Annotated in this window: 17 protein-coding genes and 1 pseudogene; 17 read left to right on the top strand and 1 reads right to left on the bottom strand. The window is 61.8% G+C overall.

From position 1 onward, the window contains the following. Window positions 1–6: 6 nt before the first annotated feature. From THS5294_RS01615 to THS5294_RS18305, 17 genes are all read left to right on the top strand, one after another. The gene (locus THS5294_RS01615) at window positions 7–1,266 is read left to right on the top strand and encodes a phage tail protein I (RefSeq protein WP_058122359.1); all 1,260 of its coding nucleotides are present in this window, start codon (window positions 7–9) and stop codon (window positions 1,264–1,266) included. A 3-nt stretch (window positions 1,267–1,269) separates the two neighbouring features. Then, the gene (locus tag THS5294_RS01610) at window positions 1,270–3,576 is read left to right on the top strand and encodes a hypothetical protein (protein WP_058122358.1); all 2,307 of its coding nucleotides are present in this window, start codon (window positions 1,270–1,272) and stop codon (window positions 3,574–3,576) included. Window positions 3,577–3,598: 22 nt separating this feature from the next. Continuing rightward, complete coding sequence (locus THS5294_RS18175) at window positions 3,599–3,769, top strand: cytochrome c biogenesis protein ResB (protein ID WP_139278645.1); 171 nt, start codon at window positions 3,599–3,601, stop codon at window positions 3,767–3,769. Window positions 3,770–3,773: 4 nt separating this feature from the next. Then, window positions 3,774–4,580: a phage tail fiber repeat family protein gene (locus THS5294_RS01605; protein WP_058122357.1), complete on the top strand. Its 807-nt coding sequence runs from the start codon at window positions 3,774–3,776 to the stop codon at window positions 4,578–4,580. Window positions 4,581–4,620: 40 nt separating this feature from the next. Continuing rightward, window positions 4,621–5,868 (top strand): phage tail sheath family protein, encoded by a 1,248-nt coding sequence (locus THS5294_RS01600; protein ID WP_058122356.1) that lies wholly within the window; start codon window positions 4,621–4,623, stop codon window positions 5,866–5,868. Between the two features lie 11 nt (window positions 5,869–5,879). Further along, window positions 5,880–6,416 carry a phage major tail tube protein gene (locus THS5294_RS01595; RefSeq protein WP_058122355.1) on the top strand — a complete coding sequence of 179 codons (537 nt, stop codon included), beginning with the start codon at window positions 5,880–5,882 and terminating at the stop codon, window positions 6,414–6,416. An 8-nt stretch (window positions 6,417–6,424) separates the two neighbouring features. Continuing rightward, entirely contained in the window at window positions 6,425–6,742 is a 318-nt protein-coding gene (locus tag THS5294_RS01590; protein WP_058122354.1) for a phage tail assembly protein, read from the top strand. A gap of 108 nt (window positions 6,743–6,850) precedes the next feature. Continuing rightward, the gene (locus THS5294_RS01585; RefSeq protein ID WP_058122353.1) at window positions 6,851–9,289 is read left to right on the top strand and encodes a phage tail tape measure protein; all 2,439 of its coding nucleotides are present in this window, start codon (window positions 6,851–6,853) and stop codon (window positions 9,287–9,289) included. After that, window positions 9,289–9,720, top strand: a complete 432-nt coding sequence (locus THS5294_RS01580) for a phage tail protein (protein ID WP_058122352.1) — start codon at window positions 9,289–9,291, stop codon at window positions 9,718–9,720. Before THS5294_RS01585 ends, THS5294_RS01580 begins: the two co-directional genes overlap by 1 nt. After that, window positions 9,708–9,935: a tail protein X gene (locus tag THS5294_RS01575; RefSeq protein WP_058122351.1), complete on the top strand. Its 228-nt coding sequence runs from the start codon at window positions 9,708–9,710 to the stop codon at window positions 9,933–9,935. The genes THS5294_RS01580 and THS5294_RS01575 overlap by 13 nt, the downstream gene beginning before the upstream one ends. A gap of 12 nt (window positions 9,936–9,947) precedes the next feature. Continuing rightward, window positions 9,948–11,033, top strand: a complete 1,086-nt coding sequence (locus tag THS5294_RS01570) for a phage late control D family protein (protein ID WP_058122350.1) — start codon at window positions 9,948–9,950, stop codon at window positions 11,031–11,033. Between the two features lie 18 nt (window positions 11,034–11,051). Continuing rightward, complete coding sequence (locus THS5294_RS01565) at window positions 11,052–11,363, top strand: phage holin family protein (RefSeq protein ID WP_058122349.1); 312 nt, start codon at window positions 11,052–11,054, stop codon at window positions 11,361–11,363. Between the two features lie 73 nt (window positions 11,364–11,436). Next, a complete protein-coding gene (locus THS5294_RS01560) occupies window positions 11,437–12,369 on the top strand; it encodes a C40 family peptidase (RefSeq protein WP_058122348.1) in 933 nt (310 codons plus the stop codon). Then, entirely contained in the window at window positions 12,369–12,599 is a 231-nt protein-coding gene (locus tag THS5294_RS01555; protein ID WP_058122347.1) for a hypothetical protein, read from the top strand. Before THS5294_RS01560 ends, THS5294_RS01555 begins: the two co-directional genes overlap by 1 nt. Beyond that, window positions 12,596–12,853 (top strand): hypothetical protein, encoded by a 258-nt coding sequence (locus THS5294_RS01550; protein WP_058122346.1) that lies wholly within the window; start codon window positions 12,596–12,598, stop codon window positions 12,851–12,853. Before THS5294_RS01555 ends, THS5294_RS01550 begins: the two co-directional genes overlap by 4 nt. A 163-nt stretch (window positions 12,854–13,016) precedes the next feature. Further along, window positions 13,017–13,478, top strand: a complete 462-nt coding sequence (locus THS5294_RS01545) for a hypothetical protein (protein ID WP_139278643.1) — start codon at window positions 13,017–13,019, stop codon at window positions 13,476–13,478. Next, window positions 13,475–14,182 (top strand): hyaluronate lyase N-terminal domain-containing protein, encoded by a 708-nt coding sequence (locus tag THS5294_RS18305; RefSeq protein ID WP_058122344.1) that lies wholly within the window; start codon window positions 13,475–13,477, stop codon window positions 14,180–14,182. Before THS5294_RS01545 ends, THS5294_RS18305 begins: the two co-directional genes overlap by 4 nt. A 91-nt stretch (window positions 14,183–14,273) precedes the next feature. On the opposite strand, the pseudogene THS5294_RS01535 reads toward THS5294_RS18305, so the two are convergent. Beyond that, window positions 14,274–15,359, bottom strand: a pseudogene (locus tag THS5294_RS01535) (recombinase family protein); the annotation flags it as partial. Window positions 15,360–15,510 lie beyond the last annotated feature (151 nt).

The following is a 15,510-nucleotide window of genomic DNA, read 5'->3' as shown; positions in this document are numbered from 1 at the left end:
CCGCGGATGGCCCAAGAAACCCTGCTGCCCGACAACCGAACGGCCTTCGAGGAGGCGGCCGATCTCACAGGCGCGCACATCGCTGACCTGCCGATCGGCCTGCGTGAACTCGTCCAGCCCCATGCTGTCCCGGCACCGCATCTGCCCTGGCTCGCTTGGGGCCTGTCGGTCGATCTCTGGGACAAAGATTGGCCAGATGAGAAAAAACGCGCACGCACCGCGCGGTCACTGCCGTTTCACGCGATCAAGGGCACACAAACCGCCATAGCCGAGGCACTCACCGTCATGGGGGCCGAAGCGCGGCGCTTCATCGTGCCACCGGCCAAGACCTATTTGTCAAAGGCGCTGAGCGAGACGGAACGCAGCGCTTATCTCGACCGCTTTGCCCAGCTTCGGGTCTATCCCTTCGTCGCGCGGGGTGTTTCCGGTCGGAACACCCGGTTTTTGTCAGCGCCGGAGGGGCCTGGCACGGCGTTCGCGGGGCCAAATAACCCTGTCTCAATTGCCGAGACCAAATATATTCGCACGGCCAAGCTCTGTGACCGGGGCGTGGAGACTGATCTGACGGTTCGCACAGTGACCCCAGAACGCGTTGGAGAGGCCAACGCGATTTCTTATGACGAAGTGGTTCTGGCGCCTAAGCCCACGGCAGCCATTCATCTCGGCGATCGGCCGAAAGCACAGGCCTTCCTGATCGACGACATTGGCTTGCGCCAGCGGATTCTGCGCATCCCGCGCAGCGAGACCTACAGCTATCGGCTTGGCCGGGAACAATACACAACAGTCCTGCCCAAGGGCGATCTGATCGACGTGCGCCCGCAGCAGGTCGCCGAGACGCATGCGGCACAAGCGACGTCCCTGTTTCCGGGCGGCCCGGGGCAGCGCGTCTCTGGCGCCTGCCTGCCGCAAACAATCGCCTGGCGGCATCTCTACGATCGCTGGCACATCCACGACCCGGACCGCGTGCTCGATGAGCGCAAGAGGTCCACCCATCTGGGCTACACCCGTCTTGGAATGCCGCCCTATACGGCCGAGGTGCTGACCCGCATTACGGGGAGGCGTCATCCGCGGACGGCGGGCCGGTTCGTCAATGGCTATGTCGTGGCCGCCAGCACTAAGCCTGTCGCCGATGCCCGCTCGGCGGTCATGGTTGCCAAATCGCTCCGGGACAAGGTCCTGATCAACACAAAGACCTGGCGCGTGCCGCGACCGGGCGACCGCCGCGCTGTGGGGGATATCACGCTCGGCGCATTAACAGAGGTTTGAGGCATGGAACGCACCGTCATCTACCGCGATCGGCAGGAGCTGCAATCCGCCGATCTCAACAACATGCAAGATTTTGGCCGCGCCTCGATGGATCACATCGTGCGCGACGCACTTGAAGCTGGCAAAGCCTATTCGGGGTTTTCTGCCACGAAGACGGCGGCCACGGAACTCACGCTCTCCGCAGGCCGGCTTTACGCCGGTGGCGCGGTCTATGCACGCGGCGAGGACATCATCGTTGATCTCTTCAACGTGCTGCCACTGGTAACGCGCAAACGCGTGGCGATCGTCAGCTTCGGCCAAGAGGTCGAGACCGACATCCAGCCGCGGGATTTCCTGATCGATGCACAAACGGGCACCACAGAGCCGCAGTCCGTGGCGATGGAAAGCCTGCGCCGCGCGGAAATATCCACTGTGGCAGGCACCGAAGGGCCAGACCCGAGCTATCCGGCAACAGATGCCAATGTGACGGTTATCGCCTATGTGCTGTTGGACACCTCCGGCGTGGTCGCGATCGAACAATGGCAGGCAACGCAACTGCCGAACCTGCGCAATATCGCGAACCGCACGATCGCCCTGGAAAACTGGCGTGGCCAAATCAGCGGTCAGGTGGATACGCTGCGCACGGACCTGTCCGCGCTGGCTGATCGCTTGGCAGGCTATGCCACCAAAGCCGAAATCGTCGAACTGACCGAACAGCTCGATGAGCTGCGCACCGAAGTCTATGCGCCGGGCGCCTATATCTACTATGGCACGAACCACTTCTTGACAGCGGAAGGCTCGAACATCGATCACCTCAGTTTCGATGCGGTGGTCGAGGAAGGCATTCGCTTCCCGCGGGCTGGAGCGGAAACCTCGGAATTGGCACTTCTGAACCCCAACAATGTCTATATCGCCAATAGTAGCGGCTTTGTGCTGCCCAAATATGCTCATGGCGTCCGGCTTGATCTGACGGGCTACGCGTCTGAAACGCGGCTGGCCCAATACACCTTCGAGACCACGGAAATCCGTCAACTGACGCGCGCCCGGACCCGGCGGCGCTACGGCAATTCTATGGTGGTTTGCACCAACAGCCGCTGGTGGCGCCAGGGCACCTATGATCTCGCGGGCAATGTCTTCCGCCGGGATGGTGAGACCTGGGAGGTCACGAACGGCTTGCCGGACCGCATGCCCAATGGCGCGCGGGTGCCCAATGGTAATGTGCATTGGATCCGGGTGCGCCGCTTCTGGATAGACACTTACGAGGAGCAATACTGGGACCGGGTCACCACCACGGCCACAATCAATGGCCAGCAAGTGGCGCAGACCTTCCTGAACTCGCAAGACGGCTGGCTGAGCCAGGTGGGGCTTTATTTCTCGCGCAAGGCCGCGGCAGGTGATGTGACAGTTCTTGTGACCGAGACCGCCTTTGGCATGCCGGATTTGTCCCGGGTCATCTCGCGCACGACCCTGCCGGTTCTCGACATTCAGGTGGGGGCGATTTCTACGGAAGTGGGCCTGCCGTCGCTTGTGGAAACTAAGTTGCCGATCACGCCAACCTTCCTGACAGCGGGACGGCGCTATGCGATCGTGCTGGTGACCACGGGCGATCATTATGTGGCCATGACCAATATCGACAATGGGGTGGTGCAAGGCACCTTCTTTGTCTCGACCGATGGCGCCTTCTTCGCGGGCAATCTCGTCGATGACATGAAGATGCGGCTGTACTTTGCCCGCTTCGAGCGCACACGGCTCTCGGTCGAACTCAAAGCCCTGCAGCTGGCGGGCGGCATTCTCGATCTCGATGTGCTGCACCCGGGCGTGACGCCGCCGGCCTGTCGCACAGACATCGAAGTGCAAGTGAACGGGGCCTGGGTGGCACTCGATGGTGATACCAGTGGCCCTGATCTTTCGGGGCTGCCCGCGATTCTGCCGCTGCGTGTGACGCTCACGGGCACCACGGATCTGATGCCTGGTTTTGGATTGACCGGCTCGCAAGCCGTGGCCACGCGCCCCAAGACGGCCTTCACCTGGGTCTCGGAGGCGCGCACGCTTGGCTCGCCCACAACTAGCGTCAAGGTGGTGACCGACCTGCAGCATTTCGAAGAGGCAAACCACGATTGCACCATCACCTTGCTGACGGGGGCGGGTCTCACCGGCACTGAGGCGGCCGATGTGGTCGAGGATGTCGTGCTGGCCGATGGCACGGTGCGGCGGACCTCGATCTTCAATGTGACCTCGGTCAGCACCTATGCGGTCAAGATCGTGGGCTCGACCGTCAGCGCGGCACTGCCGTTTCTCGTCAGCGAGTTGATCGAATACGCGCAAAGCTGATCCCATCAAGGAAACATCTCCCATGGCTTCCAAACCGACCCATTACCGGGTGACGGTGAACCGTCCCCTTGAATTTGCCGGCGCCCGGTTTCGGCCGGGTGCGCGCTATACTGTGACGGCTGCGATTTTCGACAGTTTATCGGCAGATCATCCCGAGGCCATCGCCACATCTGAGCCGCTGAAGAAAGGCTGATGCCATGCTGAGGTTTGAAGACCTACGCGTTCGCGACAATCAGGATCTCGATCGGGACTTCTTCAACCGCCGCTATCGCCTGATCGCCGAAAGCCTCGTGGAACTGAACACCCAGCTCGCCCAGATCGGGACGGCAACCGACAATCTGGTCACGCTTGGCCTGACCCGGGTGAATGAGGTCCTGGGGCCTGCGCTGGCGACAGCATCTGCCGCCGCAGAAAACGGGTTTCTCGTGGCGACATCGGCAACGCCGCGGACGCTCTCAGTTGGGCTCGAGACCACCTTTGAGATCGATGACACGCCAGCGCGCGCGCTTTTTGCACCCACGCCCTACGTCGTCATCTCTCGCGGTGGCATGGACAGCTTGAACGACTGGGCAGTGTTTCGGGTGGCCGCTTACGCGCGCGAAAACGGTGGGCTCGCAGGCGAGGTTGTCGCCATTCACGGCGACATCGGCGCAGCTCAGCATGATGACTGGGTGATTTCGGCAAGTGCTGGCCTTGCCACGGCCCTGATCGAGGCCGCCGCCAATGTGGCGAACACCCTGCTTTTGGCCCAGCAGGCCGCCCAAGATGCCGCCGACGCCGCAGCGGTCGCGGAAAATGTGCTCGCCAATGGTCCGGTGTCCTCGGTGAATGGTCAAACCGGCACCGTGGCGCTCGGGATCGGCGATATTCCAACGCTCACGGCCCAGCTTGCCAGCAAGGCGGCCAGCAGCCACGGGCACACGATTGCCCAGGTTTCAAACCTGCAAAGCACGCTCGACGGATTGCAGGCCCAGATCGCAACGGTAGATGGCGGGTCCTACTGACTCGCGCCTTTTACCCTGACATTTTCAAGGAGGGACAATCATGTCCGACCCGACTTTCGGGGTTTCGATCACGCGGATCGACAATGAGCCGCGCCCACCGGTCTGGAGCGATATGTCGGTGGTCGGCATCATCGGCACCGCACCGGATGCGGATGCATCTGTCTTTCCCGCTGACACGCCCGTGTTTCACTATTCGGATGATGCGGCCAAGCTGACCGCGCTCGGGGACGCCGGCACGCTCAAAGACGCGCTGGTGATCTTGAACGCGCAGCTCGGCGAATTCCAGGTCGCCGCCAAGGTGGTCCTTATCCGTGTCGAAGAAGGTATCGATGCCGCGGCGACAATTGCCAATGTCGTAGGAGACGGCGCCCTGACAGGGCTCTCGGCCTTCCTACGCGCAGGCCCCGAGATTGGCATGATCCCGCGGCTCCTTTGCGCGCCCGGATTCACCAGCCAGCGCACGGGGGCTGAGGCGAACCCAGTCTGCGCCGCGCTGCCGCCCATCTGCGAAAAGCTCTTGGCCCATGCTGTGGTCGACGGCCCGGCCACGACAGAGCAAGACGCCATCGACTGGCGTGAGACGATTTCCTCATCCCGGCTCATCCCCATCGATCCGGCAGTTAAGATCTACGACAATGGCGTGAGTGTGGTCCAACCCGCATCACCCGCCATCATCGGCATCGGCGTGCGTCGTGACCACGAAAAACAAGGTCGCCCCTTCCACTCCTGGGCAAACCAGCCGGTGCAGGGCATTGTCGGCCCCTCTCGGCCCATCAACTTTTCGCTGACGGATGGAGCCACCGAGGGCCAGCGCCTGCTCTCGGCCAATATTGGCGTGATCCTGAGGGGCGAGATGGGGGTCGAAAGCGCCATCGGTCAGGGAGGGTTCATCTTTGTTGGCACCGATAATGCAGGGGAAGATGATCTCTGGCGGTTTTATAACGTCACCCGCGGGCGGGACTTTATCCACCTGATGCTGCTCCGGACCCTGCGGTTTTATCTCGGCCGCTTCAACGTCACCGGCCAAACCATCCAGGCGATCCTCAATACTATGGAAACGGGGCTGAGGAACCTCAAGGCCGATGGTGACATCCTGGGCTTCGAGCTGAAGTTTACCCGCGATCAGAACACGCCCGAGGAACTGCGCCAAGGCCGCTTCACCGTGAGCTTCGCCGCCGAAGAGGCGCCGGTGCTGCGTTACCTCGGCATTCAATCTGCCCGCTATCGCCCGGCGCTCGATGCGCTGCTGGATGACCTGCTGGCACAGGTCGGCACCATCACCGGCTGAGGGAACACAACATGAGCAATATCTACATCATGGAAGCCGCAAACCTTTTTTGCGGCGACGAAGACCCAACGGCTTCAAAGCACCTGACGCTGACCGAATTGCAGCTGCCCAACCTCCAGGAAAGCTTTCAGGATTATCACCCAGGCGGATCCCGCGTGCAGATCGAGGTGGCCGTCGGCATCCAGAAACTTGAGGCGAGTTTCAAACTGGCGGGCTGGGATCCGGACCTGCTGACCCAGTTTGGGCTGGGGGCGGCCTCGCGCAAGAAATTCACCGCCTATGGATCGATCCGCTCGAAACGGACGGGCGAGGCCATTGAGGCAAAAGCGGTGCTTGAAGGCCGGCTTGGGGCGGCCAATCCAGAAGCCTTCCAGCGCGGCGAAATGCAGGGCTTTGACTATGCAATCTCGGAAATCCTGCATTACGAGCTGCATTTTGGCGGGGTCGAAAAACTCTACTGGGACTTTTTCACCGCAGATTGGCGCGTGGATGGAACCTCCCAGAATGCTGATGAACGCAACATCCTGCGCATTCCCAACGGATTTTGAGGGGGCTTATGGTACAGCATCGCAATAAACGACTGCCGCTTTCGGCACCGATTACCATGGGGGATCAGACTCTGACGGAGGTCAGCGTCAAGAAGCCGAAAGTGAAGGACCTCAAGACACTGCAGGATGCGTTGGCCGGGATCGAGGATCAGCTGGAACAGGGCATCATCATGGCTGCCGTTCTGACTGATCTGCCGCGCGAGGCTATCGAAGACATGGACACGGATGATTTTACTGCGATCTCCGAGGTGATCGCCGGTTTTTTCCCAAAGGGCACGGCATCCGCGACTGGCGCACCGTCACAGCCGAAACCGCACACTGGCTGAACACGCCGCTGACCGATCTGATGGATATGGACTGGCCTGAGCTGGTGCTTTGGCATGCCGAGGCCCGTCGCCTGGCGCGCGCCGCAATACTGAAGTGAACCTGACCCCATGGCAACGCTGACCTCCCAACTGGTGATCGAGCTTCTCGATCGCGTCACAAGCCCTGCGCGGCAGGCCGCCAGTGCGCTCGCCGGGATTTCCACTCGTATCCGGGAAAACAACGGCCTGCCGATGACCTTTGGCGACCGGCTGAACGCGGCGATCACGCGCAACAACCGCGCGCTAGCTACTGCACGGGGTGGACTGGTTGATGCGGCCGCCAGCTTTTATGCGCTGCGCGAGGCCATCGGTGGTCCGATTGCCGCGGCGTCCGAATTTGAAAGCGCTATGGCCGATGTGCGGAAGGTGGTGGATTTCCCGACGCCGGAAGGGTTCAGCCAGTTCCAACAGGATCTCTTTGCCCTCTCGCGTGACATTCCCATCGCCGTAACGGGCCTCGCGGAAATTGCCGCCGCTGCAGGGCAAGCCGGCATTGCTGGCCAAGACCTCATTCGCTTCATCGATGCCGCCGCGCGGATTGGGGTGGCGTTCGACATTAGCGCCGATCAGGCGGGCGCCTCCATGGCGAACCTGATGACGGCCCTGGGGCTCACGATCGACGAGACGGTTTCTCTGGCAGATGCCATGAACCATCTCTCGAACAGCCAAGCCTCGAGTGCCGCCGACATTCTCGATGTCGTGCGCCGCGTTGGGGCGCAGGCGACGCTCTTCGGGTTTTCGGCCGAAGAGACCTCGGCCTTTGCCTCAGCGATGCTGGCCGCAGGCGCGCAAAGCGAGGTGGCTGCGACGAGTTTCCGAAATATGGGGGCGGCCTTGACACGCGGGTCGGCAGCGACGCGGGCACAGAGGGAAGCATTCCAAGAGCTGGGGCTTGATGCAGAGGCCGTCGCGCGGCGGATGCAGGAAGACGCGGTTGGGACGACGCTCGATGTGTTGCGCCGCATCAGTCAGATCCCGCGTGAGCAGCAGGCGGCGATCTCAAGCCAGCTTTTTGGCAATGAGGCGCGCGCCCTTGGACCGCTGCTGACCAACCTCGGCCTGGTGGAAGACACGCTTGGCATGGTGGGGGACCGCGCCAATTACGCTGGATCCGCCTTTGCCGAGTTCGAAGCGCGGAATAATACGTTCCAGGCCAATATGCAGCGCTTCCAGAACGTGCTGACCGAACTGCAGGTCACTATTGGCAATGCCCTGATGCCCGCGATCACGTCTCTGGCGGAGGCGATCACGCCGCTCATTATGCGGATTTCTGAACTGGCGGCCGCCTATCCGGAAGTGACGCTCGCCGTGGTGGGGGCCACCGCAGCGGTGATCGCCTTCAAAGGCGCGATGTCGGCGCTGCAGTTCGCAGGCCTCTTGGGTCGCGGCGGTGTGCTGTCGATGATTGCGGCGGGCTACAATACGATAGGACGCGCAGCCATTGGCGCGCGGACGGCCGCGACAGAAATGATCGGGCTACAATCGGCTTTGGCATCTATGGGTGGACAGCCCCTGGGGACGCTCGGACGGTTACGTGCTGGTCTAACCGGAATTGTCCTGGCGGTTCCCGGTGTCGGGGCGCTGTCCTCTGGCATCGCCGCCATCGGGGCGGCCGTGACGACGATTTCGGCGCCGGTTTGGGCGACCTTTGCTGCAGTGGCAGCAGCCGTCGCAGCGGCAGGCTTCACGATCTACCGCTATTGGGACCGGATCACGGCGACATTGTCGGGTGTGGGACAGGCGATCTCCGAGCGCCTGCAGGGCCCGCTCGACTGGCTTGGCGAAAAACTCAGCTTTCTGACGCCGATCACCGATGCGATTTCTGGCGCCTTCTCGGGGTTGGGATCAGCCCTCGGGGCGGCGGTGGATGCCATCACCGGCTTCTTCAGATCAGGGATTTTTGAGCAGGAGGTCTTGTCGGAAGAAGAGCAAGCCCGGATTGCGCAAAACGCGGCCAATCTGACCGGCCGGCTCATCGATGGTTTTGCAGGGCTTGTGACCGGGCTTTACGACAAGGGGCTTGAGGCGATCCAGGCGCTTTGGGACGGGATGGTCGCCAAGTTCGAAGAGCTGATTGCCTGGATCCGGGGTATTCCGTCCCGTATCGTTGAGGCGATCGGCAATATTGATCTGACGAACATCATCCGCTGGCCCTCGATGCCGGCATGGCTTGGCGGCGGGGGCGAAGCGCCAGCCGTGGCTGTCGATGAATTCTCCGGCGTTGATGGCACCCGGGCCGCCGGTGGGCCCATCTCGCGCGGTGGCACATACCTCGTGGGCGAACGCGGCCCCGAACTCATCACCGCCAACCGCAATGGCTATGTGAACCCAGCGGGAAGCATGGGCGGTGCGGGGCCGGTGGAGGTTTCGGTCAATGTGCCGATCACCATCACGGGCGCGACGGCAGATCCACAGCAGCTTGCCGCAGAAATTACCCGCCAACTGCGCGATCAAATCCGCGAGGCCTTCCGGGGTGTTTATGCCGACACTGGGCTGAGGTTTGCCTGATGCTGATGATGCTTGGCCCCGTCCAGTTTGAAATCCTACCCTTCAACACTGACAGCTATAGCCACGGCACCGAGGCCGGCTTTGCCGAAAAGCCCGTGCTCGGGGCGCGGCCCATCCTCGAATATGTGGGCGAAGGCCCGGAAAGCTGGACCATTAAGGCGCGTCTTTATCCAGAAAAGTTTGGCGGCATGGGGCAGCTCACGCTTCTGTCGCAAGCCCGCGCCTCGGGACGACCGCAATACATGATGCGGGGCGATGGAGCTTTGATGGGCTGGGTCAATATCCTCTCGGTGACCGAGCGCGCCTCCTATCTGGGCCGTAATGGCGTCGGCAAGGTGATCGATGTCGACATCACCGTGAAACGGGCCGGCGCGCCAAGCGCGGGGTCCTTCTTCTCTCTGCTGGCGGATGTGCTCCTATGGACCAGGTGATCGAAACCGTGACCGTCGAAGGCGACGGGCTGACAGTGTCGACGATGATCTGGCGCCGGTTCAAACGGCCAATGCCAGGACTGGTTGAGGCGATCTATGACATGAACCCGGGGCTTGCGGATCTGGGCCAGACCCTGCCGGTGGGCACAAGCTTCGACATGCCAATTCCCATTCCGCGGGAGCAGCATGTTCTGGACCCAATCCGGCTTTGGTGAGGATGCTAACCCATGTCAAAGCGCGCGCTTTTCAACGTGACCGTGGCGGGCACGAATATCACCACGGCGTTGATGCCGGTCCTGTTGGGTTTGCAGGTTTCGGACAAGGTGGGCACCCATACCGATAGCGCAGATCTCGAGGTTGATGACACCGATGGACGGATTGTCCTGCCGCAGATTGGCGCGCCCGTGTCGATTGCGCTCGGCTGGGACAGCGAGGGACTGCGGGTCGTCTTCGAGGGGACGGTCGATGAGGTGAAATCATCCGGCACCCGGAGTGCTGGCCGACGTCTCCGCATCACGGCGAAGGGTATGGATACGACAGGCCGGGCCAAAGAAGGCCAGCAGCGTCATTGGGATGGGGCGACGGTGGAAACAATCCTGAGGGATGCGGCAACGCATGCCGGCATCTCGCAAATCGAGATCGACCCGGCGCTGCGGAACCTGACTCGCGGCTATTTCGAGATGCGTGATGAAAGCTTGATCGCCATGGGCGAGCGGCTCGCCCGCGAAATCGGTGGCAATTTCCGCGTCACCGGCGGGCGGATCGTGCTCTCAAAGCGCAATGGAGATTACGCGACGGCGACTACTGCCACTTGGGGTCAGAACCTGCACAGTTGGGACATCGCTCCGAGCCTCGGGCGCCCGCAGTTCGGGTTGGTCCGTGGGCGCTGGTATGACGTGGCGGCGGGCGCCTGGCAGGGTGTTGAGCGGGCAACAGGCATCGACGTGCCCTCAGTCTATGCTGATCGTTTTGCGCGAGCCGGCGAGGTGGAAACCACCCAGCAGGGCGAGAGCGATGCCGCAACGACGGCGCGAGATGCAGGCGAAGGCACGGTGGTGATCGAGGGCAATACGGCGGCGGTGCCCGATGGACTTTGTACCGTGTCCAGCACGCGGCCGGGCGTGGACGGGTCCTATCGCATCGAGGCTGTGACCCACACGCTGACCCGTTCGGGGGGCTTTGTCACCACGCTGGAGCTGAAGCAGCCCCAACAGGGCGCGGGTACGGATGCGCGGGCTGAGACCACCCCACCAGTGGCGCCAAGCGCAAATGTGCCGCCCATCATCGATCCGGATGCAACCGGGCCGTTCTGAGACCAAGGAGGCAGGCAGATGCCGGAGAACAGCTTTATAGAAACCATCAACCACCTCTTTGGAGGGGCCATCACCACCCTGATTGGTGCCTTCACCGGTCGGCTCATGTGGCATTCTGGGGAAGTGAAATTGGGCAACCGCCGCTTCTTTGGCAAGGAGCTCCTCTGGGAAATCCCAGTCGCCGTCGGCATGGCGCTCATCGGCGATGCTGCCGCAAATTACATCGGGCTGACCCAGCCGGTCTCAACCGGGTTCGTGGCCACACTTGCCTATCTCGGGCCGCGCGGCGCCGAAAGCCTGCTCTGCGCCTGGATTGGTCGCAAGAAATAGCAGCCGCTGAATATCGTTCACCTGATCAAACGCCGTCCTCTGGGGCGGCGTTTTCTTTTGCAAGGAGGCCAGCATGACCCCTTTTGAAATCGCCCAGGGCTATATCGGCACCACCGAGGGTCCGGGCCCCGAAGATAATCCCGCTATCATCGAGATGTATGCCTCGGTCGGCCACGACTGGGTCGAGCATGACGCCGTGGCTTGGTGTGCAGCCTTCGTGGGTCATTGCCTCGAAAAGGCCGGGCTGCGCTCCACCCGACGCCTCAACGCGCGGTCCTATCTCGATTGGGGCATTCCCATTGATCTGGCCGATGCGCAGCCGGGCGACATCGTTGTCTTCTCCCGCGGTTCGAAATCCTGGCAAGGCCATGTCGGTTTCTTCGTGAAAGCGACAGGGACCATGATTGAGGTGCTGGGCGGCAACCAATCTGACGCCGTCACGATCCAGCGCTATGCAAAATCGCGACTGCTCGGCGTTCGTCGCGCTGGAAATGTGGCGCCGGCCGTGACGCTATCGGTCCGTGAGGTGCAAGCGCGCCTCAAAGCGCTTGGCTATCACGAAGTGGGCCAGGTTGATGGGGAGATCGGACCTCGCACCCGCGCGGCAATCTTGGCGTTTCGCGATGACCACGGTCTGCCACTTGTGCCGATCATCGATGTGGCGCTGACGGAGGCACTGACGACGGCGGGGTCACGGCAAGTCGCTGCTGAACGGGCGGCGGGCGTGCCAGAAGGCAGTCGCATTATCACGGCGGCGAATGCCCAGGTCGGGCTTGGCGTTCTGGGTGCTGCAGGATCGGTGGCCGCGCAGATTGCGCCGGCGCTGGTCCAAGCCGAGGAGGCGCGCGATACGGCTGAGCGGGTGCTGGATCTGGTGGGACTGACGGGTGTCGTACAAGCGGCCTTGCCGTGGATCGGGGCGGCTGTGTTCACCGGCGTCATCTTCTACGCCCTGAAAGCCCGTAATGCCCGGATCGAAGATCATCGCAGTGGGAAGACGCCGTGATGTGGGTCTTGATCGTTTCCATGTGCACGTTGATCGGCGGGGTTCCGGCCTGCGGGTCCGATATCCATCCCGTGGCGATGCGCACATTCGCCGAGTGCGAGGACGCCGCCGTCCTCTCCCATGACCACATTCGGGCCGCCGCCGAGGCCGACAATGTCACCGTGCTGTCGCTCGACACCCACTGCGTCACAACGGCGGGCCTGCCGATTTCTGCGGAGGGTGGGGAATGATCTCAATCCTGACCGCCATCTTTTCCGGGATTGGCCGCAAGGCCGCCTTTTGGGGCACGATCGCATTCGCGATTGGCGCTGCACTTTGGGTCGCGTTTCGGCGCGGCCGTCTGGAGGCTGAAGCGGAATTCCTCATCCGCCGAACCGATGCCCGGATCCGATCCCTGCAAACAGCGAAGGAGGTGTCCAATGAGGTGCAAAACGCCGATCGCGCTGATCTTGAGCGCCGTCTTGACCGCTGGATGCGCGATTGATCCGAGGCGCGATCGCGATGCCTGCGATTGGGCGGCTCCCATCAGACCCTCTCGTGCCGATGTACTGACCGACGGCACGTCGGCCCAAATCGTCACCCATAATGAAATCGGCGCTCGCCTCTGCGGTTGGCGACCCTGATCCGTGAAATTCTCGAGGTGATCCGTGGACGGGACCAAGTATGACCTGACCCCGGACGCCTGGGCCATGGTCGCCTTCAACGCCTCAGCAGCGCTGGTGGTGCCGCAAGTCGGTGCCCGGATCTGGGGTCAGGTGGCACCCGAGGATGAACCGCCTGACAACCGCGGATTTGCGCTCCGGGGAATGCGTCTGATCCGAGGCATTGCACCCTTCGAAGCCCTCTGGCTGCGCGCGGACACCGCGCCCACTGCCGTCACCGTTTATCAAGGAAACAGCATGTCCGGTGTCGTCTATTTTGGGAAATCGCCATTTCGCCTGCGCGCCCAAGGCCCCGTCGAAATCGAGGTACCCTATGTGCCCCAGATCCTCGATGGCGGGGCACCCGGAACAGATTACGCCGGACTTGCTGTGATCGACTGCGGTGGCGCTGCCGCCGATCCAAATCTTCGAACTATTGATGGCCGCGTCCAGGGAGAAACCCCATGACCTCCACAGTCTTTGCCAAAATCCAGATGCGCCGTGGCACGGCGGCCGAATGGGCCGCCGCCAATCCGATCCTGGCCGAGGGCGAATTTGCCTTCGAGATCGATACGGGCATCACCAAGGTGGGCGATGGCGCCTCGGATTATGCAGCCCTGCCGGCTTACGCGACCTATAGCCAGATGTTGGTGGCGCAAGAAGCGATCGAGGCTGGGCAGGCACAACTAGCCACCTTCAACAGCCAGCTGACGGCGGCACAGAATGCGGCCACCACATCTGTGGCAAAAGCGTCCGAGGCCTTTGTTTCTGCTGGAAATGCCAAGGGCTCGGAAGATGCCTCGGAAGTGAGCGCATCGCAGGCGGCGCAGAGCGCAATTGATGCCGCAGCGTCTGCAATGCAAGCGGCCGCATCCGAGACCAACGCCGCGGGGTCTGAACAGGCTGCTGCAGCTTCAGAGGCCTCCGCACTCGTATCTGAGCAGGCTGCTGCGACCAGCGAAGCCAACGCAGCCACCAGCGAGGCCGCGGCATCCGCCGCCGCTGCAGTCGTTCAGCCGCTCGCGGACGAAATCGAGGTGATCGCGACCAACATTGGCACCGTGCAAGACGCAGCTGGACCACTGACCGACATCCAAACCGCCATGCTCGAAATGGCAACTGCCTTCGTCAATTCGCAGACGCGGTATGTCTCCGCCGTCGCCTTCTCGTAAGGAGCCCCGCCCGTGACAGTTGAACAGCAAGTGGACGCCCTCAAGGTCTCGGTGGAAAACCTGAAGGGGGCTGTGGTGTCCAAGAAGGCTAGGCCCGGGCGAGCGACCCGAACCTGTTGCGATATGCCGAGGACGATGGCATGTCCGGCGTCTGGTCGATCAGCACCCCGGAGAGCTGGCCTGCGTCGGCGTAGAGCCGCTTCAGGTGATCCAGCAGCTCTTCATCTGAAAGGCGTGCCGACCGCGCCGTGATGATCTCCTGCGCCGTCAGGAAGAACTCCAGCGGCACGATCCCCTCGAAGGCGCCTTCCTTGCGCACCCACATGTCAGGTGGGTTTTCCACATGCAGCTTCTTCAGCTTGAAGGAGGAGCGGTTGTAGACATTGTTGCCGATGTATTTCTCATTGGTCAGGACCGTGCGCACCGTTCCGGAATTCCATGGCCGATCCAGATCCGTGGTCACACCTCCCTCATTCAGGCGGTCGGCGATTTCGCGGAAGGACAGGTCCTCCTCGATCAGCCAGCGATACATCTTGTTGACCCAGGCCACTTCCTCGTCGGGGCCCGGCATCAGGATGACACGGTCGGTTTGCAGCGATTTATGTTCGCCACGCTTCAGCTCGGCCTTGATGTTGCCGCGCTCGTCCACAAGCACGCGCCGCAGGCCATATCCAGCGGGGCCGCCCTGACGGAAACCCAGTTCGATCAGGCGGCATTGCCCGGTGAAGACTTTGATCGAAAGCTCCCGGCTGTATTCGCCGGCCATGGCGCGTTTGACGCCCTTGACGATGGTCGAGACGGGCGAGCCATCATTCTCGAATTGTTCTGCGCAATAGGCGACGTTGATGCCCGCCCGCTTGCAGATGTACTCGTAGTAGGCGCTTTCATCCGCGTCCTGAAAGCGGCCCCAGCGGCTCACATCATAGACCAGGATCACATTAAAATCAGCGGCGCCGGATTCCACATCATCAATCAGCTGCTGCAGGGCCGCCCTGCCCCCAATCGACAATCCGCTTTTTCCATCATCTGCGTAGGTCTTGATGATTTCTATACCGCGCTGTTCGGCATATTCACGGATCTTGTCGGATTGGTTGTGGGTTGAATACTGCTGGTGCTCCGTCGACATGCGCACATATTGCGCTGCCCGAAACTCTGTAATCTCACCACTCCCGTCCAACTCAGCCTCCGATCCTTGTTTAGGTCGGTCGGACGTTTGCTCGGGTTGTTACTTGTATCAAGTTGATAGTTGTGGATTGTCTCATTATATCAATGAGCTGAGGGCGGCGTGCACCGATAGATTCGTCTATCCCTTACATAAAAATCGAAAA

The organism is Thalassobacter stenotrophicus (assembly GCF_001458315.1).
Classification (GTDB): domain Bacteria; phylum Pseudomonadota; class Alphaproteobacteria; order Rhodobacterales; family Rhodobacteraceae; genus Thalassobacter; species Thalassobacter stenotrophicus.
This window is presented reverse-complemented; position numbering and strand designations above follow the sequence as displayed.

Coding starts and splice junctions, on each gene's coding strand:
- THS5294_RS01605 (WP_058122357.1), top strand. CDS start 3,774: ATGCTGAGGTTTGAAGACCTACGCGTTCGCGACAATCAGGATCTCGAT.
- THS5294_RS18305 (WP_058122344.1), top strand. CDS start 13,475: ATGACCTCCACAGTCTTTGCCAAAATCCAGATGCGCCGTGGCACGGCG.
- THS5294_RS01600 (WP_058122356.1), top strand. CDS start 4,621: ATGTCCGACCCGACTTTCGGGGTTTCGATCACGCGGATCGACAATGAG.
- THS5294_RS01595 (WP_058122355.1), top strand. CDS start 5,880: ATGAGCAATATCTACATCATGGAAGCCGCAAACCTTTTTTGCGGCGAC.
- THS5294_RS18175 (WP_139278645.1), top strand. CDS start 3,599: ATGGCTTCCAAACCGACCCATTACCGGGTGACGGTGAACCGTCCCCTT.
- THS5294_RS01585 (WP_058122353.1), top strand. CDS start 6,851: ATGGCAACGCTGACCTCCCAACTGGTGATCGAGCTTCTCGATCGCGTC.
- THS5294_RS01560 (WP_058122348.1), top strand. CDS start 11,437: ATGACCCCTTTTGAAATCGCCCAGGGCTATATCGGCACCACCGAGGGT.
- THS5294_RS01550 (WP_058122346.1), top strand. CDS start 12,596: ATGATCTCAATCCTGACCGCCATCTTTTCCGGGATTGGCCGCAAGGCC.
- THS5294_RS01615 (WP_058122359.1), top strand. CDS start 7: ATGGCCCAAGAAACCCTGCTGCCCGACAACCGAACGGCCTTCGAGGAG.
- THS5294_RS01575 (WP_058122351.1), top strand. CDS start 9,708: ATGGACCAGGTGATCGAAACCGTGACCGTCGAAGGCGACGGGCTGACA.
- THS5294_RS01580 (WP_058122352.1), top strand. CDS start 9,289: ATGCTGATGATGCTTGGCCCCGTCCAGTTTGAAATCCTACCCTTCAAC.
- THS5294_RS01590 (WP_058122354.1), top strand. CDS start 6,425: ATGGTACAGCATCGCAATAAACGACTGCCGCTTTCGGCACCGATTACC.
- THS5294_RS01555 (WP_058122347.1), top strand. CDS start 12,369: ATGTGGGTCTTGATCGTTTCCATGTGCACGTTGATCGGCGGGGTTCCG.
- THS5294_RS01570 (WP_058122350.1), top strand. CDS start 9,948: ATGTCAAAGCGCGCGCTTTTCAACGTGACCGTGGCGGGCACGAATATC.
- THS5294_RS01610 (WP_058122358.1), top strand. CDS start 1,270: ATGGAACGCACCGTCATCTACCGCGATCGGCAGGAGCTGCAATCCGCC.
- THS5294_RS01565 (WP_058122349.1), top strand. CDS start 11,052: ATGCCGGAGAACAGCTTTATAGAAACCATCAACCACCTCTTTGGAGGG.